This is a genomic window from Pseudomonas sp. MAG002Y (genome assembly GCF_019400845.1).
GTDB classification, from domain to species: Bacteria; Pseudomonadota; Gammaproteobacteria; order Pseudomonadales; family Pseudomonadaceae; genus Chryseomonas; species Chryseomonas luteola.
The window spans coordinates 344,345-366,585 of the sequence record NZ_WOEJ01000003.1; the positions used below are offsets into that span (position 1 = coordinate 344,345).

The 22,241-nt window shown below is 58.2% G+C and carries 25 protein-coding genes and 1 pseudogene; 6 read left to right on the forward strand and 20 right to left on the reverse strand.

Annotation, left to right across the window (positions count from 1 at the left end; all coding sequences use genetic code 11):
* Positions 1–48: 48 nt before the first annotated feature.
* On the reverse strand, positions 49–759 hold the full coding sequence (locus GM154_RS06835) for a carbonic anhydrase (protein WP_074821361.1): 711 nt from the start codon (positions 757–759) through the stop codon (positions 49–51).
* A gap of 487 nt (positions 760–1,246) precedes the next feature.
* Positions 1,247–1,645, reverse strand: coding sequence for a hypothetical protein (locus GM154_RS06840; RefSeq protein ID WP_010796588.1), 399 nt, complete (start codon positions 1,643–1,645; stop codon positions 1,247–1,249).
* 170 nt (positions 1,646–1,815) lie between these two features.
* Here GM154_RS06840 and GM154_RS06845 point away from each other — a divergent pair, with 170 nt between their 5' ends.
* Positions 1,816–2,460 (forward strand): hypothetical protein, encoded by a 645-nt coding sequence (locus GM154_RS06845; RefSeq protein WP_219651495.1) that lies wholly within the window; start codon positions 1,816–1,818, stop codon positions 2,458–2,460.
* A gap of 92 nt (positions 2,461–2,552) precedes the next feature.
* The gene (locus GM154_RS25585; protein WP_239382346.1) at positions 2,553–3,023 is read left to right on the forward strand and encodes a hypothetical protein; all 471 of its coding nucleotides are present in this window, start codon (positions 2,553–2,555) and stop codon (positions 3,021–3,023) included.
* Positions 3,024–3,059: 36 nt separating this feature from the next.
* Here GM154_RS25585 and ybaL read toward each other — a convergent pair whose 3' ends face one another.
* From ybaL to GM154_RS06875, 5 genes are all read right to left on the reverse strand, one after another.
* The gene (ybaL, locus tag GM154_RS06855) at positions 3,060–4,766 is read right to left on the reverse strand and encodes a YbaL family putative K(+) efflux transporter (RefSeq protein ID WP_219651497.1); all 1,707 of its coding nucleotides are present in this window, start codon (positions 4,764–4,766) and stop codon (positions 3,060–3,062) included.
* Positions 4,767–5,070: 304 nt separating this feature from the next.
* The gene (locus GM154_RS06860; RefSeq protein ID WP_219651499.1) at positions 5,071–6,132 is read right to left on the reverse strand and encodes a PA0069 family radical SAM protein; all 1,062 of its coding nucleotides are present in this window, start codon (positions 6,130–6,132) and stop codon (positions 5,071–5,073) included.
* A gap of 113 nt (positions 6,133–6,245) precedes the next feature.
* Positions 6,246–6,773 carry a lactoylglutathione lyase gene (gloA, locus tag GM154_RS06865; RefSeq protein ID WP_122041061.1) on the reverse strand — a complete coding sequence of 176 codons (528 nt, stop codon included), beginning with the start codon at positions 6,771–6,773 and terminating at the stop codon, positions 6,246–6,248.
* 118 nt (positions 6,774–6,891) lie between these two features.
* Complete coding sequence (locus GM154_RS06870; protein WP_219651501.1) at positions 6,892–7,917, reverse strand: LLM class flavin-dependent oxidoreductase; 1,026 nt, start codon at positions 7,915–7,917, stop codon at positions 6,892–6,894.
* A 196-nt stretch (positions 7,918–8,113) separates the two neighbouring features.
* The gene (locus tag GM154_RS06875; protein WP_219651502.1) at positions 8,114–8,845 is read right to left on the reverse strand and encodes a glutathione S-transferase; all 732 of its coding nucleotides are present in this window, start codon (positions 8,843–8,845) and stop codon (positions 8,114–8,116) included.
* A 257-nt stretch (positions 8,846–9,102) separates the two neighbouring features.
* Here GM154_RS06875 and GM154_RS06880 point away from each other — a divergent pair, with 257 nt between their 5' ends.
* Positions 9,103–9,981: a YihY/virulence factor BrkB family protein gene (locus GM154_RS06880; RefSeq protein ID WP_010796596.1), complete on the forward strand. Its 879-nt coding sequence runs from the start codon at positions 9,103–9,105 to the stop codon at positions 9,979–9,981.
* An 11-nt stretch (positions 9,982–9,992) separates the two neighbouring features.
* On the opposite strand, the gene GM154_RS06885 is transcribed toward GM154_RS06880, so the two are convergent.
* From GM154_RS06885 to GM154_RS06935, 11 genes are all read right to left on the reverse strand, one after another.
* Positions 9,993–10,556 (reverse strand): GNAT family N-acetyltransferase, encoded by a 564-nt coding sequence (locus tag GM154_RS06885; protein ID WP_219651504.1) that lies wholly within the window; start codon positions 10,554–10,556, stop codon positions 9,993–9,995.
* A gap of 4 nt (positions 10,557–10,560) precedes the next feature.
* Entirely contained in the window at positions 10,561–11,187 is a 627-nt protein-coding gene (locus tag GM154_RS06890) for a LysE family translocator (RefSeq protein ID WP_010796598.1), read from the reverse strand.
* 25 nt (positions 11,188–11,212) lie between these two features.
* Entirely contained in the window at positions 11,213–11,479 is a 267-nt protein-coding gene (locus GM154_RS06895) for a hypothetical protein (protein WP_219651506.1), read from the reverse strand.
* 86 nt (positions 11,480–11,565) lie between these two features.
* Positions 11,566–11,934 (reverse strand): hypothetical protein, encoded by a 369-nt coding sequence (locus tag GM154_RS06900; RefSeq protein WP_219651508.1) that lies wholly within the window; start codon positions 11,932–11,934, stop codon positions 11,566–11,568.
* 144 nt (positions 11,935–12,078) lie between these two features.
* Entirely contained in the window at positions 12,079–12,561 is a 483-nt protein-coding gene (locus GM154_RS06905; RefSeq protein ID WP_219651510.1) for an AAA family ATPase, read from the reverse strand.
* 11 nt (positions 12,562–12,572) lie between these two features.
* Complete coding sequence (locus GM154_RS06910; RefSeq protein ID WP_219651512.1) at positions 12,573–13,142, reverse strand: GNAT family N-acetyltransferase; 570 nt, start codon at positions 13,140–13,142, stop codon at positions 12,573–12,575.
* A 25-nt stretch (positions 13,143–13,167) separates the two neighbouring features.
* Positions 13,168–13,725 carry a ribosomal protein S5-alanine N-acetyltransferase gene (gene rimJ / locus GM154_RS06915; protein WP_010796603.1) on the reverse strand — a complete coding sequence of 186 codons (558 nt, stop codon included), beginning with the start codon at positions 13,723–13,725 and terminating at the stop codon, positions 13,168–13,170.
* Between the two features lie 78 nt (positions 13,726–13,803).
* Positions 13,804–14,307, reverse strand: coding sequence for a GNAT family N-acetyltransferase (locus GM154_RS06920; RefSeq protein ID WP_219651515.1), 504 nt, complete (start codon positions 14,305–14,307; stop codon positions 13,804–13,806).
* A gap of 10 nt (positions 14,308–14,317) precedes the next feature.
* Entirely contained in the window at positions 14,318–14,629 is a 312-nt protein-coding gene (locus tag GM154_RS06925) for a cupin (RefSeq protein ID WP_219651517.1), read from the reverse strand.
* Positions 14,630–14,647: 18 nt separating this feature from the next.
* Positions 14,648–14,884, reverse strand: a complete 237-nt coding sequence (locus GM154_RS06930) for a hypothetical protein (RefSeq protein WP_010796606.1) — start codon at positions 14,882–14,884, stop codon at positions 14,648–14,650.
* 29 nt (positions 14,885–14,913) lie between these two features.
* Positions 14,914–15,531 carry a glutathione S-transferase gene (locus tag GM154_RS06935; RefSeq protein WP_219651519.1) on the reverse strand — a complete coding sequence of 206 codons (618 nt, stop codon included), beginning with the start codon at positions 15,529–15,531 and terminating at the stop codon, positions 14,914–14,916.
* Between the two features lie 1,234 nt (positions 15,532–16,765).
* Here GM154_RS06935 and GM154_RS25910 point away from each other — a divergent pair.
* From GM154_RS25910 to GM154_RS06945, 3 genes and pseudogenes are all read left to right on the forward strand, one after another.
* A pseudogene (locus GM154_RS25910) lies at positions 16,766–17,062 on the forward strand (HAMP domain-containing protein); the annotation flags it as partial.
* Positions 17,063–17,161: 99 nt separating this feature from the next.
* Positions 17,162–17,917: a methyl-accepting chemotaxis protein gene (locus GM154_RS25915; RefSeq protein WP_374940304.1), complete on the forward strand. Its 756-nt coding sequence runs from the start codon at positions 17,162–17,164 to the stop codon at positions 17,915–17,917.
* 7 nt (positions 17,918–17,924) lie between these two features.
* Entirely contained in the window at positions 17,925–18,842 is a 918-nt protein-coding gene (locus GM154_RS06945) for a substrate-binding domain-containing protein (RefSeq protein WP_219651526.1), read from the forward strand.
* Between the two features lie 41 nt (positions 18,843–18,883).
* Here the strand turns inward: GM154_RS06945 and GM154_RS06950 are convergent, their stop codons facing one another.
* Both GM154_RS06950 and oxlT read right to left on the reverse strand, forming a co-directional pair.
* Positions 18,884–20,473: a gamma-glutamyltransferase family protein gene (locus GM154_RS06950; RefSeq protein WP_219651527.1), complete on the reverse strand. Its 1,590-nt coding sequence runs from the start codon at positions 20,471–20,473 to the stop codon at positions 18,884–18,886.
* An 85-nt stretch (positions 20,474–20,558) separates the two neighbouring features.
* Complete coding sequence (gene oxlT, locus GM154_RS06955) at positions 20,559–21,842, reverse strand: oxalate/formate MFS antiporter (RefSeq protein ID WP_074821412.1); 1,284 nt, start codon at positions 21,840–21,842, stop codon at positions 20,559–20,561.
* Between the last annotated feature and the right edge of the window lie 399 nt (positions 21,843–22,241).

The window sequence follows — 22,241 nt, forward strand, 5'->3', positions numbered from 1 at the left end:
ATTGAGGTGCTGGCGACTTCGGCGCGCAAGGCGCGCCGAAGGCTTGGATCAGTTTGAGTTCAAACGGGGACGTGGCGTGGCGATTGGCATCGGACCTTCTCCATCCAAGGGACGGAAGCGGCCTTCGATAGCGTCGTATGCCTTGATTTCACTGGTTTCGATCGAATAGACCCAGCCGTGAATGAACAATTGTCCACTTGCCAGACGCGAAGCCACGGATGGATGCGTTTGCAGGTGAGTCAACTGCGCCACAACGTTTTCCTCGGTGAGGAAGTTCAGCTCTCCATCATGAGTGTGTTCACACATCTGGTGGTCGGCAACAACCGTTCTGGCAATTTCAGCATGGCGTAGCCAGGCTCTCACAGTAGGCATTTTTTCCAGCGATGCCGGGTTCAACACCGCTTTCATGGCGCCGCAGTCGGAGTGACCGCAGACAATGATGTGCTGGACACCCAGTGCCGATACGGCGTATTCGATCGCCGTCGAAACACCGCCATTCATTTGCCCATAGGGCGGAACGACGTTTCCAACGTTACGGGTAACGAACAGATCGCCTGGGGAGCTCTGGGTGATCAGCTCAGGCACGATGCGCGAGTCGGCACACGTAATAAACATGGCGCGTGGCGATTGTGCATTGGCCAGCTTTTTAAATAACTCCTCCTGTTCTGGGAACACTTCCTTTCGGAAGCGCTTGAAGCCATCGACAATTTGTTGCAAGGCGTCATCCGCACAAGGGACGTTCATGTTTTTCTCGTTCATGGTCCAACCTCTTTACGTGGACGAAACAACTAACCATTGTCCGATCGGGTACTGCTTGAAGCAGACGTTGCCCACCAACGTCTGGTTACAGCTTAATCCCGAAACCCTCCGGACCACGTAGCGTTGGGCATATGCCCCAGGCTCGAAACAAGCCTAGAGCGCGAAGCTTAATTCACCCTGAAGAAAAAGTAGTGAAAGGAACAGTTTGAAGATATTTCCAAATTTTATTGCGATCAAATAGCCATCATGTGGTGGCTAATTGCTTAAAAGAGGTTTTTGGAGCTATTGGATTTTTTAAGGCGGGGGTTAAATTTGGAATAGTTCACAGATAGAACATTTTTATTCAATGCTGAGGTGAGCAAATGTCTATTGCGCCACATTGCACGGCTTGAAGTGAGATAAAGGTGTAATGGGTTATCAGGTAAAGCAGTACGGCAGTATCAAGATACCGGGCAGGTAGATCATCAACCTGCCCAGCGAAATCCGATCAGCGGACACCGATTCCGCGCATGGCCGCGTCCAGCGCGTTAGCACTCAGGTACTGATGATCGGCGCCCAGACCACTCTGCAGGGCCTCTTCCAATGCAGGACGCAGCCGATTCCACTTGTGCTCATCCTCCATCCACTCGAACAGCTCTTGCCCCAGCGGCTTGATACCCCTGACCTCCGAATCTTTCTCGAACGGATAAGGCGCGTCGATAAAGCCGTTGCGGACCAGTTCATCCGCTGCTTTGAGAATGGCTTCGATGACTTGAGGGTCATCGGCAGATGTGTCCTGACGGCGGGCAACGTCTACCGCAATGGTGCGTACCGAGACGCTATCCTCGCGGGTGCCTGCGCGTAGTACGTCACGGGTGGTATCCCAATCAACCTTCAGCTTTTGCATGGTTCCTCCTGTAATTCAGGTAGTGGCTATAACTCCTGACCACAGAAAGAGGCCTTCGGCTCGTTCCAGCGATCGGCAGTCCACCATTAGACCGGCGGCATGGGCAGGGGTGAGTGTCGGGTGGAACGCAAGGTCCAACCGTTTACACGCCTGGTTTTTCTGGAGGCCCTATGCCGTTGCCTGACATCCAGCTGATCGAGTCGGCTGCCTTGCCGTGCCTGCTTTCCGTGCCCGAGGGCCTTCCACCCACGGAAGGTTGGCCGGTGCTCTGTTTTCTGCATGGCTACGATGAGGGCGCGCCCATGGCGATCCATAAGGCGTTGACGGTGCATGGTCCGCTCAACCCGGGCAATCCGGAACAGGTAAGGGAGACCTTTATTGTGGTGGCGCCACAGATGCCATCCAAGGGTGATCGCTGGCATCGCTTTGCTGATGAGGTCAGCCGCCTTGTGGCAGACGTACAGACAGTTCATCACGGCGACCGCAGGCGAACCTACCTGACCGGCTTTAGCTTTGGCGGAAACGGTGTATTCGATCTGGCGCTCTCCCAGCCTGACTTCTGGGCGGCGTTATGGCCGGTAGACCTGACGCGTGTACCTCAATCCGATCCGCAACGACCGGTCTGGATCAGTGTTGGCGAGGTGACGCGCCGGGCAACGCCTGCCTTTATCAGCCGCCTGGGCCTGACCTCGGCTGAGACCTTCCAGGAGGGAGACCGCCTGTATCTGGATCAGGGGCAGGACCATGTAGGTGCTGCTCGCCTGGCTTATCGGGACATGCGAATCTACCAGTGGCTGCTGGCCAGGCAGCTGTAACAGAATACCTCCTGGCTTGCCGACAGGAAGGATGCTCAAGGCTGAACTACGCTGTGCAGAGGGCTTGATGTGCCCTTCAAGGAGAACCCGCAGTGAGATTTGCCCGACGTATCGCCCTTGCCCTTCCGGCTTGCCTGCTGGCCACACTGACCTTGGCGGCCGAGCCGTCACAGCCACCGTCCAGCCCTGAAAAGACCACGCAACCGATGCCTGCATCGTCACCAGCCTCGCCAGCCGATACAGGCGCGTCGGGGAGCACGGCTTCAGGCGTGCTGCTGACCATTATCCTGCGGCACGACCAGTCCAAGCCGCTGACCGAAACCAAGCAGGAGCTCAGGCGTCAGGGCTTTTTTGACAATTTTCCGCCCCTGGGCACGGAGGTGGTGTCCTGGTATGTGGTGATGGGAATTGGTCAGATCGTGACCCTGCGCGTACCGCCGGACAAACTGCCGGACGTGAACATGGCGGTGGAAAAGGGCGCCTGGGGCTCCTTTCATACCGAGTTCTATCCGACCTATGACTACCGCGAGGCTGCCAAGAGCGAATACAAGTCGCTCAAGTAGACAGGGCGGGAGCCGGTGGGCTCCCGCTGTCGCCCATTAGCCAGGATGCGGATGCAGGTCTTCTCCACGCTCTTGGGTGGGCAGGCCCAGCTCGGTAAACATGCCTCGGGCAATCTCGCGCTCGCCCATGATGACAACGTTAGCGCCACTTTCCTGCAGGTGCTGCACCAACTCGTCGTAATGGGCGCGGGAAACGATATTGAGGGACGCATTCAGCTCTCGCGCACGCCTCGAGACCTCGCAGGCCTCAATCCCGTTCGGGATGGCGATTAGCAGCGTATGCGCCTGCTCGATATGAGCCTTTTGAAGCACGTTCGGCTGCGCAGCATTACCCAGCACGGCACTGATCTGATCTGCCCGCAGCTCCTCGATATGATCGCGATCATTCTCGATCACCACGAACGGCATGTGCTCACGGCGCAGGCGAGCACTGACCAGCCTGCCAACCCGGCCATGGCCGACCAGAACCACATGATCGGTTTCGGTAATGGGTGGCGGCTCTACCACTTCGGGCGCATGGGGCGCCTTGGCATTGGGAAGCGCCTGCCCTTCGCGTCGCTCGAGCCATGGCTGGAGACGGTCGATAATGCTGAACAGCGCAGGGTTCAGAATGATGGAAATGATCGCACCGCCCAGAATCAGGTCGCGACCTTCCTCCGGCAGCAGCTCCAGGCTGACGCCCAGGCTCGCCAGGATGAATGAAAACTCACCAATCTGGGCAAGGCTTGCTGAAATGGTCAGGGCTACGCTGAGCGGGCGCCGGGCCAGCAGTACGATGATCAGCGCCGCCAGGGACTTGCCAACGATGATGATCAGCACTGTGGCCAACAGGTGCAGCGGGTGCGAGAGTAGCACCTCCGGATTGAACAGCATGCCGACGGAAAAGAAGAACAGCACGGCAAAGGCTTCACGCAACGGCAGGGAATTGTCGGCTGCCTCGTGACTGAGTTCCGACTCGTTCAGGACCATGCCGGCAAAGAAGGCACCCAGCGCAAAGGACACGCCGAACAGGACCGATGAACCAAAGGCAATCCCCATGGCCAGTGCCAGTACGGCGAGGGTAAACAACTCCCGTGATCCGGTGCGGGCGACACGCTTGAGTAGCCACGGGACGACTCTCCGGCCCACGATCAGCATCAGCGCTACGAAGGCGCTCACTTTCACCAGCGTCAGCAGGAGTTGCATGCTCAGGCTAGTGTCGCTTGCAGCGGCTTTGCCGCCCAGCATGCCGGAGAGCGCCGGTAGCAGAACCAACGCCAGCACCATCATCAGGTCTTCCACAATAAGCCAGCCGACGGCGATGCGACCGCGGCGACTTTCCATCATCTGTCGTTCCTCCATGGCCCTGAGCAGCACCACGGTACTGGCGACCGAGAGTGACAGGCCAAAGACCAGCCCTGCACCCAACCCCCAGCCCAGGAGGTGCGCAAGGCCCATCCCCATAAGCGTGGCTACGGCAATTTGTCCAATGGCACCGGGAATCGCGATTTTGCGGACCGACATCAGGTCCTTGATGGAAAAATGCAGGCCTACGCCAAACATCAGCAGAATCACACCGATTTCGGACAGCTCATGGGCAATATCACTGTCGGCTACAAAGCCTGGCGTAAAGGGGCCGGCCAGTACGCCGGCCAGAAGATAGCCCGCCAGAGGAGGCAGGCGCAGGCGGTTGGCGAGGAGGCCCAGAAAAAAGGCCAGAACCAAGCCGGCGGCCAAGGTAGTAATCAGGGGCATTTCATGCATGCGGTGGCTCCATGTGGGGCTGGGGCAAAAAGAACCCGCAAGGCTTGGAGACCCAGCCTATGGACTGGCCTCACCATGGCGCTCAGATATTCAAGGCATCATGCACGCAGCGATAAAGTACGCACCGTATTGGAGTTATAGCTACAAAAATGCTGGCGCCAAACCTTATAAGGCCAGGCAGGGTGTAGTAAGGACAAGCGGTAAAGGCTGAAAGTTGCCGTTCTCTTTTCAGCGTGTCTGAATAAAGCGTTTTCAGGGTTATCTCAGATATTTCCCGATATTACGCACGCTTTACCAGCAAGGGTCAGAACAGTGGCATCTGCTGACCGGGAGGGCTGAACTGAGTGCAGTCCAGTGAGATGCGTGCTTCGCGACGATTCAGGCCCAGGCGGCGCAGGGCGATACGAAATCGCTGCTCAAGCAGATCGGCAAATACCCCTTCGCCATGCATGCGCGTGGTAAAGCGACTGTCGTAGACCTCACCACCTCGGCTTTGGCGAATCAGGCTCATAACATGGGCCGCACGCTGCGGATAGTGAGCTTCAAGCCATTCCTCGAACAAAGGGGCCACCTCCCGCGGCAGGCGCAGCAGGACATACCCTGCCGAGCGGGCTCCGGCGTCATGGGCTGCTTCAAGCAGATGCTCCAGTTCGCGGTCGTTGATCATTGGAATAATCGGGGCGCACATGACGCCAACCGGAACCTCGGCCTCACGTAGGGTGCGAATAACCTTGAGCCGCGCGGACGGGGCCGCTGCCCTGGGCTCCAAGGTACGTTTCAGCTCATCGTCCAGTGTGGTCAGGCTGATCCCGACCTTGATCAGGCCACGGGCCGCCAGCTCGCCCAACAGGTCAAGGTCACGCAGGATAAGCGTACCCTTGGTGATGATCGTAGCCGGATGCCGATACCGGAGGAGTACCTCAAGCGCCTGGCGCGTCAGGCGCTGCTCGCGTTCGATGGGCTGATAGGGATCGGTATTACCCCCGATGGCGATGGGCTTGCAGACATAACCCGGTTTGGACAGCTCCCTCTCCAGAGCTTCGGCCAGATTGGTCTTGGCAATCAGCCGGGTCTCGAAGTCGAGGCCGGGCGAGAGGTCCCAATAGGCATGGGTTGGACGGGCATAGCAGTAGATACAGCCATGTTCGCAGCCGCGATAGGGATTAAGAGACTGTTCGAAGGGAATGTCCGGCGAGGTATTGCGCGAGATAACCGTCTTGGCCGTTTCCAGCCGAATCTCGGTTGCCTGGGTGGAAGGAAGATCCTGAAACCAGCCATCGTCATAGGCTTCCGACCGGGTAGGGGCATAGCGGTTGTGCGGATTACTACCGATCCCCCGACCGCGTGGGGGCTTTTGATGGGTCATGACCTTGTCTCAGAATATATACTGTTTGAATATACAGTATATCTTGAGCAGGCATTAAGCCAGAGGGTACGGCAGAAAAAGGCAGGACGGCGCGGGGCGCCGTCCTGGAGGTCTTACGCGACCGGCGTGAACTGGATGATTTCTACCCAGTAGCCATCGGGGTCCTTGATAAACGCGATGTCTTTCATGCTGCCGTCGGTCAGGCGCTTCTGGAAGGTAACGCCCAGCTCTTCGAAGCGCGCGCAGGCGGCGTGGATATCCGGTACGGCAACGCACAGGTGGCCAAAACCGCGCGGATCGCTGTTACCACTGTGGTAGCTGAAGTCCGCATCATCTTCGGTGCCGTGGTTGTGGGTCAGCTCCAGAATGCCTGGAATGGACTTACGCCAGCGGTGACGCTCTTCCGGATCCGTCGGGATCTGGGACTTGTCGGCAATCAGTGCCAGGAAGTACAGGCTGAATTTGGCAGCCGGAAAGTCTTTCTTTTCCAGCATGGTGAAGCCCAGGACACGGGTATAGAAGTCCAGGGACTTCTCGATATCCTTCACCCGGACCATGGTGTGGTTGTAGACGTATTCGGCAGTGGCCGCGTCAGGCTGGGCCGTGACGCCCGGCAGGTTGTTCAGTTCATTCAAGGTCATCGTATTTCTCCAGACGATCAATCCAGACGTTACTTAGATAGCCAGCTTATCACTTTCGCGTGTCGTTTAGGCTGAGTAGGCCCTAGCTGTGGCAAATGGCCACGAAGGCCGTTGAATTTCAGGACGATTCCAGCAAGACCTGCTGCTTCGCTTGCCAGACGATCTCATAGGACCGCAGACGCTCCTTAAAGTCATAGGTCTCGGTATGAATCAGGAGTTCATCGGCTTGGGTGCTTTCCAGCAATTTCTGCAAACCTGCCCGCACCTCACCAGGGTCTCCAATGATGGCCGCTGCATACTGGTCTTCCACGGCCAGCCGCTCTTGAGGCGTCCACTCGATCGTTTCGGGCGGAGGCTTCAGCCGGCTGGAGCGGCCACGCCCGAGATCCAGCGCCTTTTGATACAGGGAGTGCATCAAACGCTTGGCTCTTGAGCGGGTATCCGCCGCCATGACGGGAACAGCCACGATGACCCGCGGCCGCGGCTGGTGCAGAGAAGGTTTGAAATGCTCGCGATAGGCCGCTATCGCCTCATGCAGGCGGGCCGGCGAAAAATGCGCGGCAAACGCATAGGGCAGCCCAAGCTCAGCGGCCAAGCGAGCACTGATCAGGCTGGAGCCCAGCATCCAGATCGGAACGCTCAGCCCTTCGCCTGGGGCGCGTGTGAAGGGCTGCGTATTCAAGGCTGATTCCGTGCCTTCGTCGAATAGCGCAAGCAGTTCACGGACGCGCTCAGGAAATTCCCGGCTCGCCGTGATCATGTTGACCCGCAGCGCTTCCATGGTGGCGTAATCCCCGCCGGGAGAGCGACCTATACCCAAATCGATGCGGCCTGGGTACAGGATTTCCAGCGTACCGAACTGCTCGGCCACGTATTGGGGGGTATGGTTCGGCAGCATGACACCGCCTGCCCCCACACGGATACGGTGGGTGGCAGCCGCTACCTGCCCGATCAGCACGGCGGTGGCCGAGGCGGCTACACCGTCCATGTTGTGGTGTTCGGACAACCAGTAACGGTGATAACCCCAGCGATCGGCCTGCTCGGCCAGGGTAAGGATGTTGCGCAGGGCCTCGCCTACCGACTGGCCAGCCGTGACAGGGGCAAGATCAAGTATCGACAGGCGGGTCTTGGCTAATGTCCGCATGGGCCTCTCCTTGATGATCGGCAGCGCAACAGGCGCTTTCAGACAGAATCCGAGAGTCGCGTACGATGCGCTGCTCAGGCGGGAGAATCAAGGCGTGCAGGTGGTTGATGCCAAAAAGATCGCACACGTCTGGCATGTTCAGACCCGATGGAAACGGTTGGACTGAAGGCCCGGATCTGTCGAGCCTTCAGTTGGATCACACCTCGTCGAGCTCAGGATAATGGCGGAAGATGCCATTTTCGCTGAAGGGCAGGCGTCGATCGGAGGCCAGATAGGCCTTGATATTGGGACGCTGGGCTATCCGGGAGACCAGATCGACGACTTTGGGCATATCCGCCTCGATCCGCTGCATGGCCTTGGGCAGGGCATAACGCAGCCCGCTCACGACCTGAAACAGCGACAGGTCGACATAGGAGAGCGAGTCTCCGACCAGATAACGATCTCCCTTGGGGTTGTCCTCTAGAACGTGCTCGAAATAGTCGAGAAACTTGGGGATACGTTCCTTGATGAACCCTTCTGCACGGCGCTTGGCTTCCGCCTTCTGGTCTTCGTAATACAACGAGGAGCCTATGGGATGATGAATGTCGTGGGCTTCGGTTACAAGGTCGGCAAGGGTCAGTTGCAGACCATGGGCCCATAGGCGTGAAGCCTCATCTTCTGGAGCCAGCCCGAGGCGGGGTCCCAGGAACTGCAGGATATTGGCAACATGGGAGACGATCAGATCGCCCGCCTTGAGAAACGGCAGGGCGAAGGGGGGAAAGGGCGTTGCCTCACCGTTCAGATAGGATTCCATGGCAGGCATGCCCAGGTCATCCTCTTCGGAGCCATTGCCCACATCCACGTAGTCAGCGCCGGCTTCTTCCAGCGCGAGGCGGATGAACTCGCCTCGTCCCTGAATGGTGGGCCAGTAATGCAGTTCGTAACGCATTGCTCGTCTCCTTTCAATGAGGGTCTCCCTGTGGGACAGACGATCCCTTCAGGAGTTGTTTGCCTGTTTTCACGAACGAACAGCCGTCACAGTATCGGATTGCTCGGCTTATGGCGGGAAGGCGCGCGAACAGCCGTTTGATTCTTCTGCGGTGACATCTGCCGCTCAGTCCGGTCTACCCCCTACAAGGCTATGCCTTCACCTTTACAAACAGCCAAGTCCGGTTGCCTGTAGATAAAGTATGAGAGGAGATGGGGATGTTGGGATTCAGTCTTCGTGGGTTGGGCCCGCTGGACGTACTCAAGCGGGCGGTCAAGGAATTCAATGAAGACGATATGGCGACTTATGCTTCGGCATTGGCCTATCAGATGTTCTTTTCGATGTTTCCTTTCATTCTGTTCCTGATCTCGCTGGTGGGCTTTCTGCATCTGCCCGACTTCTTCAACTGGCTACGCGAGCAGGCCAACTATGTCCTGCCGGCGCAGGCACTGGAGCAGGTCAATCCAGTGATCGATCAGCTTCAGCAAAATCAGCAGGGCGGCTTGCTGTCGGTAGGGATCATCGTGGCGCTGTGGTCAGCTTCTGCGGCAGTGCGCTCGCTGATGACGGCCCTGAACATGGCCTATGATGTCGAGGAAGGACGACCCGTCTGGAAGCGGTTACCACTGTCGGTGTTTTATACTATCGGGCTGGCGCTGATGCTCATCAGCGCTGCCGCCCTGATGGTTACTGGCCCGCAGTTCCTGAATTGGCTGACCAGCTACATTGGCCTTGAACAGGTCTTTATCACGGTCTGGACCTGGATCCGCTGGCCCGTTGCTGTGATCCTCCTGATGCTGGCCGTGGCGATCATTTATTACGCAGCGCCCGATGTGGAGCAGGACTTTCGGTTCATTACACCCGGCTCGGTGCTTGCTGTAGTGGTTTGGATTGCCGCCTCCTTGGGCTTTGCCTTTTACGTCCAGAACTTTGGCAACTACAACGCCATGTATGGCGGGATCGGCACGATCATCATCATGCTCTTATACCTGTACATCTCATCAGCAGTGCTGCTGTTTGGCGCGGAAATCAACGCGGTGATCGAGCATCACTCCAACGAGGGCAAAGAAAAGGGCGACAAGAAGCTGGACGAGTAAACCGCTCTAAGTCAAGGGCGCTGCCAGTCCGCATGGGTGAGCCGGTACAGGCAGTGCCGGCGCAAGGGGTGGCCAGCAGGGACATGGGGATGATCGAAATCTTCCTGAGTATTTCGCATTCCGAGCCGCTCCATCACGGCTCGGGAGCGCTGATTGCTCAAGGCTGTAAAGGCGACGATCTCGTCCAGAGCCAGTTGCTCGAACCCGATGCGCAAGGCTTCACGCGCGGCCTCTGAGGCATATCCCTTTCCCCAGTAGGCCCTGACCAATCGCCAGCCGATTTCCACGCATGGCGAGCAGGGCAGACCTTCTGAAGCGTTCAGGCCGGTAAAGCCGATGAATGCGCCTGTCTCTTTCAGTTCGACTGCCCAGAAGCCCCAGCCCTGCTGTTCGATTTTGTCCTGGATACGCTCACGCTCGGCCTCGCTGCTGGCAAAATCCAGTACACCCGGAAAGTATTCACGTACCTCTGGATCAGAGTTCAGCGCGGCATAAGGGAGACGGTCTTCGTCACGCCATGGGCGAAGCCGCAGGCGGGCCGTTTCGTAAAGGGCAGGCTCCAGAGGCGGGTGCATATGGCTACCTTTGTTGCAGGGCCGCCACGGTCAGGCCGGACGTGATGAAGGCAATACCCGCACCCCAATTGAGACCGCCTACGACGCGTGGGCGATGCTTTAGCCAGCGGGCCAGCCGCGAAGCACAGGAGCCCATGATGGAAAAGCCGATAAAGGTCAGCAAGGCAAACCAGGCGCCGTAGACCAGCATCTGGATCGTCACGGAGCCGCGGGCAGGGCTTACGAACTGGGGTAGAAAGGCCAGGACAAACAGGCCCGGCTTGGGGTTGAGCACAGCCGACAGCAGACCGGTAAGGAAGATGGTTTTCAGCGGCTGGTGAGCTGCCGGGGTGAAGGTAATCAGGTTGCGCGAACGCAATACCTTGATCCCCAGCCACAGCAGGTAGGCGGCGCCCACCAGCTTGACGACCCAAAATGCCACGGCTGATGTTTTCATCAGTAGCGTCAGGCCGAAGGTGGCGGCTGTGACGTGAAACAGGATGCCAACGCCTGAGGACAGTCCGGAAACGATAGCGGCCCGGCTACCCTGGCTCAGGCCACGGCCAATGGCAAGCAGATTGTCCGGGCCGGGAGACAGGATCAACAACGCGCAGGCTGCGGTATAGGCGAGCCAGATATCGATTGGAAACATAATCAGTCCTTGGATATTTTCTTGTTCAGACCCAATAGTGATACAGGCGGATAAAGCCACGCCAGATCATACCCAGCCAACCGGGAAACAGGGTGGGCCAGATGAATGCTGCCAGCAAAAATAATCCCAGGCAGCCCCAGAGGTATCCTGTCCCGAGAAATCCGCCCGTGAAAGCCAGCCCCTGATTGAGCGCAAGCCATAGCAGCACCGCTGTTACCAGGGCAAATGGCAGGGCGGCCAAGAGGCTGATAATGCGGGTTTCAAGTGAGTGTCCGTCGTCCTTGCGGGCCATTGCAACTCCCTATCCATGAAAGCACCTCCAGAGTATGGCAGTGTTCTGGTTGATCCAGCGTGCGGCAGTACCTGAATCGCGCTTATTCAGACGTTGCCCTTGTTGGCTTCGATCAGGCTAGACAATAGCTCGATGGTCCCTTCAGGATGCTCGACTTCGATGATCAGACGTTTGTACTGCTCATCTTCCAGGTCGATGATGATCGCCCGTTCCGCATGGCTGACATCCCAGAATACCTGCTCGCCTTCAAGGTAGAAGGTCCCGGCCGTCAGAATATTCGGAATCTTGGTGCCCGGCGCCTTCCAGCCTTTCCAGCCCTGCAGGACCGTATCGTCCTGGCGAGCGGCCAGGATATGCGACTGGGGAATCGTCAGCTGGCTCTTGAGTGCCCACAGCTTGTGAATGCCTTTGACGGTGAAGACGACGTTATTGCCTTCGATTTCGATCTCGACCATCCGCTGCTCCTCTCATCAGCCCGTTCTACAGTAGGGCTGGCTAATACGTTTCTTGAATAGATAAGGAACAGCGTAGCCGCGGATCGTTCGCCGGGTAGAAAAGTGTCTATGCCGTTTCAAAACAGACAGGCTGGGCCAGAGTGCTCAAGCGTCCGGCACAGAGGATGTTGGCGCTGGGTCAGCGCCGTCTGGCGGCTGATACCGTGAAACCAGAAAGCGGCCATCCGGCTGTAACACAACGCGATGGATCTCATCGAAGCCTTCCTCGAAGCGTGGGCGCTCCAGCCGTTTAAGGGTTCCGAAGAGTCCCGCTGGCGGCACCTGGCGAGCCCGTGCCCGATTTCGCGCCTCGCAGCCGCGAGGGTCCGGCTCGAAGAAATAACCGATCACGGTAAAGCTGGCCGTTCGAGCGGGCTCGATGTAGCGTGCCCGCTCGGCCGCAGTGGGATTGGTGTTATCGATAACCACCTTCTGTTTGCCTTCCAGGCAGGCCGTCAACAGGAGCCGCTCACGGTGGCGGGTGCGCAGCATGTCCCGGTTGATACGGACATGCGTGTCGAAAAAGCAGCGTTGGTAAAACGTCGACTTGCCCGCGGCCTGAATGCCTATGAATACGATCAGCTCCATGGCATCACAGTTCAGGCGATCCGGGCATATACGCGGGTGTTGCGTAGCGTGCCGTCCGGTGCCTTGCGCTCATGGTGCAGTGTCCCTTCAAGGCTGAAGCCTGCCCGTTCGCAGACTCGGCAGGAAGCAAGGTTTTCCTCATCCGTCAGGATCTGGATGCGCTCGGCCTTGAGGTCAGTGAGTGCCAGGTGCGTCATGGCGCTGACCGCTTCGGTGATGTAGCCCTGTCGGCATTGGCTGTCCCGGCACCAATAACCGATCTCCATGCTGGGTACGTTCCAGTCGATATGGTGAAAGCTGGCGCAGCCCACCAGCATGCCGGTGGTTTTGTCGATCAACAGAAACGGCAGATCCTTGCGTACGATAAAGCTCGATGCCGCAAGGCGGCAGTAGGCTTCGGACGTATCGACTGACGGCTCTGTCATCACCCATGGCAGCGAGGCCGGAAAGCGGCGCAGCGAGGCAAGCGACTCCACCACGGCTGCGTAGACCATGGCACCATCACCGGCACGGGGAACCCGTAGCAGCAGACGTTCGGTTTCAAACTGTTCAGGAATGGTGCGTAGCAAGGGAGGAGTCATCGCAGTCCTTGGGGTATGTAATGGTTTAGACGCTGCTGGCCGGGTTGATCAAGGCGTTGAGGACGTGATCCTCCCAGACGCCATTGATCTTGAGATAGGCCCGTGCGTACCCCTCACGCTCGAAACCCAGACGCTTGAGCAGCCGCGCGCTGCGCTCGTTATGGGGAATGTAATTGGCCATGATGCGATGCAGTCTGCGCTGGGTGAACATGTAATCGATGCCGGTCCTGGCCGCTTCGAACATGAACCCCTTGCCCTGATGGCTTTCAGCGATGGAATAACCCAGGTGGCAGGCCAGAAACGAGCCCCGGATGATATTGGAAAAGTTGCAGCAGCCGATGATCGCCTCGGTGCGCTTGTCGACAATGCTGAAACAGCAGGAGGCACCGGCCATGAAATCCTGCAGGTTCAGGCGAATCCGCTGGCGAACCGTCTCGGGTGTGTAGAAGGTCTCCTCCCGCAAGGGCTCCCAGATGCGCAGATGCTCGCGGTTTTCAAGCTCGAACCGCCGTCGCCGCACGACATCACGCTCGGTGGGGATGATCAGTCGGACCCGCTCTGCCTCTAACGTCAGGATGCTCATGGACTTTTATCTCTTATAAGCGCCTGAGCGTTATAACCGGAACATCACCCGGTTTTGTAGCGTTTTGGCAGATAAACCTTAACGGGCAAGCTCAAGGCGCATACGCTGTGGCTGATCTTCCCGCCCATCAGGCATGACGCGACCGGGCAGGTCGTGTTGCCACTTGAACCCGTGCGCTGCGTATACATGAATGGCCCGCCGATTGGATTTATAGACATCCAGCTCAAGCGCGATAAAGCCGAATGCCCGGCTGCTTTCGATAAGTGTGCCCAGCAGGCGTGTGCCAAACCCCTGGTTACGAAAGGCTTTGTGAATCTGCATGCCCAGAAAACCCACTGAATCATCCCGTTCCTTCTGACCACAAACACTGGCCGGAAAGACTTCTCCCGAGCCGATAATCTGGCCCTCATGCTCGATGACTTGATTGGGCCAGCCATGCGCCAGAGCCTGCATCAGGCTTTTCAGAATACGCTCCCGGGCAGGCGGCAGTTGCCGGTGAGTGTACAGTCCCTCCGCGCAGACGGAGGCGAAGAGACTGTAAAAGCCATCAAGGTCGGCAAGCTCCGTCTGGCGTATCAGCATACGAGTCCTTTCAGACGCTGCCCTCGCGCTCCACCACCAGAATGCGCGCCTCGCCATGAGGATGTGCGACATGCTCACAGCCGATTCCGGCAAAGAACACATCTCCTGTTTCCAGGCGTACGGATTTCTCCTCTCCGGCTTCGCGGTAATGCATATCGACAACGCCGTCGAGAACAGCAAAGACCTCCTCGCCATCGTTGACATGCCATTTGTAGGGCTGATCCGTCCAGTGCAGACGGGTAGTGACTCCGCCCATGTTGGCAATGTCGAGCGCTCCCCAGGCTCGGCTGGCAGTAAAGTGCTTGCTGCGGATGATGTTCATGTAGACCTTGTATGCGGCTCAGGGGTGGAATTGGCCCAACGCAGCCATGAGTGACACGGCCAACGCAGCGATAGCAGTGGCTCGAACGCAGTTGGCTTGCATCGTCTCGTCCAGACATTTCTGGCCATGAGGATAGCGACCCAAGGTCAGAACCTTGACGATGGGCCAGCCGATCCAGAACAGAATGGCCGCGAAAAGGGTGCCGAAAACGAACTCCAGAATGAAGTTGCCAATGACACTCAGAAGTCCATCCATGGTTCGCCTGCCTCCATCAATCAGTGGTCCTAGACAAAGACCGTTGCCTTGAACGCGTCGAGTGTTTCTGCCTGCGCCGACAGCTCGCGCAGGTGTGGAAAGCTGTCGGCAATAACGGCATTGGGCGTCATGTGCTGGGTAAAGCGCCACGCTACAGCCGTGGTGATGCCAGCCTGATTGATGTCGTCGGCGCCTGCCTTGAGCGGGCGGTTAGCCACTTCGGCTTCCAGCGTACCGTAGGCAGCCAGCAACTGCCCCGTGACGCGGTCAATCCAGGGTTCATGCACCTTGTCAGCCGGGCGCAGCTTGCGCTCGTAGACGATCTGGACGGTTTTCTCACAGGCGGTCAAGGCGAGCCCGATGATGCGCAGCGCATGCTGACGCTCGGCCAGATCGCGTGGCATGAGGGTGCGTCCCGATTCGGCCGCCAGCGCCTCCACGTAATCCAGGATCAATGTCGAGTCCATCAGCACCGTGCCGTCATCGCACACCAGTGACGGTGCCTTCACGACCGGGTTGATTGACCGGAACTCCTCGAAGGCGCTGAAGACCGAAAGGGGGTTGTGCTCGAAGGGCTGGTCCAGCAGGTTCAGCGAGACGGCTACGCGACGGACGTAGGGCGAGTCGAACATTCCGATCAGTTGCATGGTGGCTCCTGTGAGGTAGAGGCAAATCCTTTTCCTTATAACGGCTGCCGAGGCGGACTGCACGCGTTGTGCTCGTGCCTTGGATGTCAGGTACAGGCCCTTGAAGCATGGAGACCGCACTGTGCGCTGGGACAGGCGTTCAGAACAGCCATGACCGTTCGTCGCCAGGGCTAACGGGTCCATCTAAAGCACATCCGCTCTAGCCTGCGGTTGCCTGGTGGCCAACGGCTGCCATTGATCCCCAGCCCCTTCAAAACCGCTGAAAATGACCTTCAGGCCGCTTCAGTCGGCATGATGTCAAGCCGATAGCCTGGAAGTGAAAAGCCGGAATGCCTTCGATTCTGGCGCCTCGCGCAGTGTTGTTGACCCCTGAATAACGATAAACGTACGGGTTACTATCATGACCATCCTCCAACGTGTGATTGGTGGTTTTGCGCTGCTGTTAGTACTGCTGCTCTCCATTGTGGGCATCAGCTACCAGAGCACGCATTCCATCAGTGACCGGCTTTCCATCATTACCGGGCAATCGGCGCCGCTCAGTCAGGCCGCCAGTGAGCTCAACGTGCATATCCTGCGCGCCAATCAGGCTGTAATGGCCGTTCTTATCAGCCGTGACGGCCAACAGATTGCCGAAGGCAAGAAGCCCTTCGATGAGAGCCTGGGGCGTTTCAATGAGCTCCTGGGAACCACGGCGCGTTACATTGACGATCGTCCCGAACTCAAGGAAAACCTGACTCAGCAGCGTGAGCTGAGCACGGCCTATGCCGAGCAGGCTGCCACGCTGATGAAGCTGCACGGCCAGCAGGTTGCCCTGAACATCCAGGCCCGTACGCTGCAAGGTTTTGCGACTCAGGAAGGCACGCGGCTGTCCAATATGCTGCGGGATTACATGGCCAGGCAGCGTGCCAATGGGTCCACTGACAGTGCAGCCGCTGCCGAGGCGCTGCTGCTGGAAATCGGTAAGACCTATGACCATTTTTCCGCGCATGCGGCCGTTCCTGATATCGATAGGCTCAAACGCGGCTTGACGCTTCAGGATGAAGTCATTCGTGATCGACTCAAGGCTTTTGTCGCACAGGATGCTCGGACTGGCCGGATCGTGACGGTGATGGTGAACCATCTGTTTAGAGATCTGACCGCTGATGATGGTCTGCTCAACGTCTATCAGCAGGATGCAGCGCTGGTGGAGCAGGTTGCAACCCAGCGTCAGGCAATGGATGCCAAGCTGCAAGCCATGCTGACCAAGATCGCCGAGTTTGGTGGTCAGGCTGTAGCCGTAGCCAACAGTGCCAAGGCCGGTGCCGATTCGACCATTTCCACCAGCCGCAGCCTGTTGCTGGTCGCTTGCGTCCTGGCTGTTCTGGCTGCCGTCCTGATCGGTGGTTGGGTATCCCATAGCATTCGGCGTCCGCTGGCAACCTTCCGCGAGGTGCTCAAGCAGGTCACGAGCGGTGACATGCGCGTGCGCTTCGATGTTTCCCGCAAGGATGAGTTTGGCGAGCTGGGCGGCTATCTGAACGAGCTGACCGCCTCTCTGCAGGACACGCTGCGTGAGCTGACCCGCTCAGCCGACAGTCTGGCGCAGACGGCGGACAGCAATGCCGAGATCAGCGAGCGCACTACACGTGCCGTGGATGAGCAGCGCGATCGCCTCAACTCTGCCGCCTCGGCCATGACCGAGATGGAAAGTACCGTGCATGAAGTCGCCAGACGGGCGAACGACACCCGTCAGGCAGTAGACGATACCCACGAGCTGACCAGCAAGGTACAGGAGCGCGTCGCCGAAACCATCAGCAGCATTCGCCTGCAGGCCGACCAGATCAACAAGGCCTCGCTGGAAACCGACGAACTTCAGGGCTACGGAAAGCAGATCGATGGGATTGTGGATGCGATTCGCACCATTGCCGAGCAGACCAACCTGCTGGCCCTCAACGCGGCCATTGAGGCGGCGCGGGCCGGTGAGCAGGGGCGTGGGTTTGCCGTGGTGGCGGACGAGGTGCGCTCCCTGGCGAGTCGTACACAGACCTCCACCAGCGAGATCCAGAAGATGATCGAGCAGATGCAGGGCAAGATCCATTCAGTCGTGAAGGTCATGAATGAGAGCCAGACCCAGTCCAACGACTGTGTTCGCCTGGCCTCCGGCGCAGATGAGCTGCTGGGCTCCATGAGCAGCGCGGTGAACAGCATCCGTGACATGAACATCCAGATCGCGGCGGCCACTGAAGAGCAAAGCGCGACCGTGCAGGAAACCAGCCGCATGGTCACGTACATCAACGATGCGGCCCAGCTGGCCGCCGAGGGCGCCGAGCGTACCGCACAAAGCAGCCAGGGCTTGTCCGAGATGGCTCAGGTGCAGCGTCGGCTGCTTCATCATTTCAGCGTGTGAGGCGAACATGAAACACTGGATGACCTCTCTACTCGGTGCCGGCCTGCTCCTGAGCAGTCTGGCCCAGGCCGCCACGCCATTGATCGGCGTGGGTGTCGCCAAGAACAACGACAACTTCCAGGTCCTGCTGCGCAATAACGTACAGCGCCACGCCAGCAGTCTGGAGGCCGATGTCTTTATGGAGGATGCGCAGGATAACGGCACCTTGCAGATGCGCCAGATTCGCAACCTGATCGCCTCTAAGGTGGATGCCATTATCGTGACCGCGGTGGACATGAAGACCGCACCGGAAATCACCCGGCTCGCCAACGAGGCGAAGATTCCGCTGGTTTTCATCAACCGTAATCCCGAGCCAGCCACCTGGACGCCGCAGACCGCGTTCGTTGGTTCGAATGAGGTCGAGTCCGGCACCCTTCAGATGGAGGAACTAGCGCGCCGGGCCAACTACAAGGGCAACGTCGTTATTCTGGTTGGTGATCCAGGCAACAAGGCTTCGAAAATTCGTACCGAAGACGTAGAAAACGTTGTGGCCAAATACCCGAACATGAAGATCGTACAGAAGACCATTGCCCACTGGCAGCGTAGCGAGGCGGCGAGCACTGTCATGGACTGGCTCAAGCAAGGCGTGAGCTTTGACATCATCGCCGCCAATAATGATGAGATGGCCATCGGCGCTGTGATGGGGCTGGAGAAGGCAGGCAAGAATCCCAAAGACTACCTGATCGGCGGTATCGACGGCACACCCGATGCGCTCAAGTTGATGGATCAGGGCAAGCTGACCGTCAGCGTACTCCAGGATGCGGCAGGGCAAGCCAACGGTGCCGTAGAGGTTGCACTGCACATGATCCGGGGTGAGCGGGTCGAGCCTGTGAACTGGGTGCCTTTCAAGCTGATCACACCGGAAAACCGTAGTCAGTTCCAGTAACACAGACGAAAAAAGACCGGGCCAGGCCCGGTCTTTTGATATCAGTACCCTGCTGCCGCGCCGTTGCTACGGGGATCAAACGCGCCCTCGAACACACCGCTCGGATGGCGTACGGCCGCACCGGCATGGCCCATGGTCTCGCTGAAGGGGGGCAGGCTTTCCACGTCATGACCGCGCGCACGTAGTGCGTCGAACACGTCTGCCGTAAAGCGGGACTCGAGCTTGAGCGTGTCGGTGCTTTCGCCCCAGGTCCGACCCAGCAGCCAGCGGGGCGCAGTGACTGCCTGCTGGAGTGGCTGATTGAAGATGGCGTAGCGGCTGAAAACCGCTGCCTGGGTTTGCGGCTGGCCATCGCCACCCATGGTGCCGTACACCAGGATCCTTCCATCCTTGAGCCGTGCCGCGGCGGGGTTGAGGGTGTGAAAGGGCTTCTTGCCAGGCATGAGGGCCAGCAGATGGTTGGGGTCCAGACTGAACGATGCGCCCCGGTTCTGCCAGTTGAGGCCACTGGCTGGCAAGACCACACCGCTGCCGAACTCATGGTAGATGCTTTGGATAAACGAAACGGCCAGCCCGTTCCCATCGATCACCCCCATCCAGATGGTATCACCCGGCCCTTTGCCTTCGCTCCAGGGCGCCGCCTTTTGCGGGTCGATGGCCCTGGCCAGTCCTTCAAGATAGTCGGGGGTGAGGCACGCCTGTGGGTCAATGGTCATGTGCTCGGGGTCGGTAATGTGCTCATCGCGTACCCGGAAGGCCAGCTTGGTCGCCTCGACCAGCGTATGAATGTGCTCGGCGCTGTCGGCCGTGCAGTTGTCCAGCCCGGCGTGGTCGGCAATGCCAAGAATGAGCTGGGAGACCAGCCCCTGGGATGGAGGTGTCAGGTTGTAGACCATCCCGGCACTATGCTGAAGCGCCAGTGGCTTTACCCGGCGGGCATGATAGGCGGCCAGATCATTGCGTGAAACAGGAGAGCCCAGCGCTTCCAGATCATGGGCGATACTGGCTGCCAGGGCGCCACGGTAGAAGGTATCCAGCCCTTCTTCCGCCAGCTGATGCAGGGTGGCGGCCAGTCGTGGTTGTCTGAATAGGCTTCCGGCTACGGGTGCCTCGCCATTTTCCAGAAAGGTTTCGGCAAAGCCGGGAACAGACTCCAACTCGTGCCGCTTGCTGGAGGTGGCAAGATGCTGGGACAGCGTGACCGGAATACCTTCTGCGGCGTAATGGATGGCATCAGCCAGAAGGCGTGGTAATGGCATCTTACCGCCCAGCTCCCCGGAAACCGCCAACGCCTCCTGCCAGCCACCAACGGTGCCCGCAACGGTAAGCGCGGCTTTCGGGCCGCGTGTTGGAATACGATCCATACCCGCGTAATGCTCGAGGGTGGCGTGGCTGCCTGCCGGGCCGCTGGCATCAATGGCAACCGGATCACCTTCAGGCGGAACGATCAGCCAGAAGCCATCCCCACCCAGGCTGTTCATATGGGGATAGACAACGGCAATGCTGGCCGCCGCGGCGACCATGGCCTCGATGGCATTGCCTCCTTCACGCAGCACGGCCAGGGCCGATTGAGCAGCAAGACTGTGAGGAGCGACGGCAATTCCGCGGGCAGCAACAGTGGTATTAAGCATTCTTCTTTTCCTTGACGAACAAAGGGTCCCGCCGGGAGAGCAGAGGGGGAGACTCCGCTTATCTGGAGCCTCCCAGCCACTTCAGTTAAGCGACGCTGGAGTTCTTGGCGAGCCATTGACGGCGCATGCGTTTGAGCACGAACAGGGCCAGGGCCGCTGTAATGAGGTCAAAGCTGATGGCCACGGCGAACACCGGCATCCAGCTGTCTGTGGACTGGTGGAGCAGGGCGGCCATCGGACCGCCAAAGATGGAGCCGATCCCTTGAGCCATGTACAGGAAACCGTAATTGGTCGTGGCGTTGCGGGTGCCAAAGGTGTCGGTCAGGGTGGAGGGAAACAGGGAGAAGATCTCGCCCCAGCCCAGGAAGACTACACCGGAGAGCAATACGAACAGCACAGGGTTATCGCTGGTCAGCAGCCACAGGGTCATGGCAATGCCTTCTGCGAAAAAGGCGAAGGCCATAGTGTTTTCGCGGCCATATCGGTCCGAGATCCAGCCAAACAGCGGGCGGGTCAGGCCATTGCAGACACGGTCGATGGTCATTGCGAGCGGCAGTGCAGCCATGCCAAAGACCATGACACCGGTCATGCCAAAATCCTTGGCAAAGCTGGCCATCTGCGACGTTACCATCAGGCCTGAGGTCGACATCATCGCGAACATGGCAAACATGAGCCAGAACAGCGGCGTCTTGAGCATGGCCTTGGGTGCAACGTCCGGTGCGGTGCTGGAGGCAGGGCTGGTGTCGGCAATCCGCTCTGCCAACTCGGCTGGCGGTTGGCGCAGGAACTGTGCGGCGAGCAGGCCGACAATCCCCAGGATCAGACCAAAGGTGACCAGGGTATTTTCCATGCCAGCCGCTGCGAGGCTATTGCTGATGGGAAAGGTCGTGATCATCGCACCCATACCGTAACCTGCGGCAACCGCACCGGCTGCCAGCCCCCGGTGATCAGGAAACCAGCGAACCATCAAGCCAACGATGCCCACATACACGATGCCGGTTCCCAAGCCTCCCATCAGGCCGTAGGTCAGGTAGATCATGGCGAGTGAATTGGCCTGACTTGCCAGAATCCAGGACAGCCCTGTGAGGGCACAACCAAAGGCGATCAGTTTGCGTAAGCCGAAACGGTCAATCAGAAAACCTTGTACTGGCGAGAAAAACGTTTGCAGGACGATCAGAATGGAAAAGGTAATCTGGATCTGAGCCAGTGAGACACCCAGCTTTTGGGTCAATGGCGCCGTAAACAATGTCCAGACATATTGCGGGCTTGAAATGGCCATCATGCAGACAACGCCTGCGGCCAGTTGAAACCAGCGAGTGCCCAGAGCGCTGCCTGGCGCGCGACTATCTACCAATATCTTCGTATTCATGGAAGTTTCTGAGGGCTATATAACGATATGAATACGAGAGCAATGGATATGCCAGCTTTATATATTCCTTATGTTTTAAGGCGTTGGCGTTAAAATATAAGGATATGTTCATCCATAAGTATAATTTGCTGCTCTAACTTGGTGCGCTTGGCACTTTTTTGAAGCTATTTAATATATGTGTGAAATAAAAAAGCCCGCTTTAAGGGCGGGCTTTTTTATTCGAAATCAATGGGATGCAGACTTAATAAGTGTGTAAGGTAAATTTGCTCTGCTTCAGGATAAGTTAAGCATTGGTTTGAATACTATATTCAACTAAATATTTAGAGCCGCTAACAAAACCCCCTTGAATCTAAGTTTGGCTATGTCCACGATAGAGGCATGAGACATCGCAAAGAGATT

What these genes read in the sequence shown, in the direction of transcription:
- GM154_RS06910 (WP_219651512.1), bottom strand. Translation starts at nt 13,142, where the DNA reads ATGACTCCTCCCTTGCTACGCACCATTCCTGAACAGTTTGAAACCGAA.
- oxlT (WP_074821412.1), bottom strand. Translation starts at nt 21,842, where the DNA reads ATGAATACGAAGATATTGGTAGATAGTCGCGCGCCAGGCAGCGCTCTG.
- GM154_RS06870 (WP_219651501.1), bottom strand. Translation starts at nt 7,917, where the DNA reads ATGCGGACATTAGCCAAGACCCGCCTGTCGATACTTGATCTTGCCCCT.
- GM154_RS06885 (WP_219651504.1), bottom strand. Translation starts at nt 10,556, where the DNA reads ATGCACCCGCCTCTGGAGCCTGCCCTTTACGAAACGGCCCGCCTGCGG.
- GM154_RS06835 (WP_074821361.1), bottom strand. Translation starts at nt 759, where the DNA reads ATGAACGAGAAAAACATGAACGTCCCTTGTGCGGATGACGCCTTGCAA.
- GM154_RS06890 (WP_010796598.1), bottom strand. Translation starts at nt 11,187, where the DNA reads ATGTTTCCAATCGATATCTGGCTCGCCTATACCGCAGCCTGCGCGTTG.
- ybaL (WP_219651497.1), bottom strand. Translation starts at nt 4,766, where the DNA reads ATGCATGAAATGCCCCTGATTACTACCTTGGCCGCCGGCTTGGTTCTG.
- GM154_RS06900 (WP_219651508.1), bottom strand. Translation starts at nt 11,934, where the DNA reads ATGGTCGAGATCGAAATCGAAGGCAATAACGTCGTCTTCACCGTCAAA.
- GM154_RS06930 (WP_010796606.1), bottom strand. Translation starts at nt 14,884, where the DNA reads ATGGATGGACTTCTGAGTGTCATTGGCAACTTCATTCTGGAGTTCGTT.
- GM154_RS06950 (WP_219651527.1), bottom strand. Translation starts at nt 20,473, where the DNA reads ATGCTTAATACCACTGTTGCTGCCCGCGGAATTGCCGTCGCTCCTCAC.
- GM154_RS06935 (WP_219651519.1), bottom strand. Translation starts at nt 15,531, where the DNA reads ATGCAACTGATCGGAATGTTCGACTCGCCCTACGTCCGTCGCGTAGCC.
- GM154_RS06860 (WP_219651499.1), bottom strand. Translation starts at nt 6,132, where the DNA reads ATGACCCATCAAAAGCCCCCACGCGGTCGGGGGATCGGTAGTAATCCG.
- GM154_RS06895 (WP_219651506.1), bottom strand. Translation starts at nt 11,479, where the DNA reads ATGGCCCGCAAGGACGACGGACACTCACTTGAAACCCGCATTATCAGC.
- GM154_RS06875 (WP_219651502.1), bottom strand. Translation starts at nt 8,845, where the DNA reads ATGCGTTACGAACTGCATTACTGGCCCACCATTCAGGGACGAGGCGAG.
- GM154_RS06880 (WP_010796596.1), top strand. Translation starts at nt 9,103, where the DNA reads ATGTTGGGATTCAGTCTTCGTGGGTTGGGCCCGCTGGACGTACTCAAG.
- gloA (WP_122041061.1), bottom strand. Translation starts at nt 6,773, where the DNA reads ATGACCTTGAATGAACTGAACAACCTGCCGGGCGTCACGGCCCAGCCT.
- GM154_RS06925 (WP_219651517.1), bottom strand. Translation starts at nt 14,629, where the DNA reads ATGAACATCATCCGCAGCAAGCACTTTACTGCCAGCCGAGCCTGGGGA.
- GM154_RS06945 (WP_219651526.1), top strand. Translation starts at nt 17,925, where the DNA reads ATGAAACACTGGATGACCTCTCTACTCGGTGCCGGCCTGCTCCTGAGC.
- rimJ (WP_010796603.1), bottom strand. Translation starts at nt 13,725, where the DNA reads ATGAGCATCCTGACGTTAGAGGCAGAGCGGGTCCGACTGATCATCCCC.
- GM154_RS06840 (WP_010796588.1), bottom strand. Translation starts at nt 1,645, where the DNA reads ATGCAAAAGCTGAAGGTTGATTGGGATACCACCCGTGACGTACTACGC.
- GM154_RS06845 (WP_219651495.1), top strand. Translation starts at nt 1,816, where the DNA reads ATGCCGTTGCCTGACATCCAGCTGATCGAGTCGGCTGCCTTGCCGTGC.
- GM154_RS06920 (WP_219651515.1), bottom strand. Translation starts at nt 14,307, where the DNA reads ATGCTGATACGCCAGACGGAGCTTGCCGACCTTGATGGCTTTTACAGT.
- GM154_RS06905 (WP_219651510.1), bottom strand. Translation starts at nt 12,561, where the DNA reads ATGGAGCTGATCGTATTCATAGGCATTCAGGCCGCGGGCAAGTCGACG.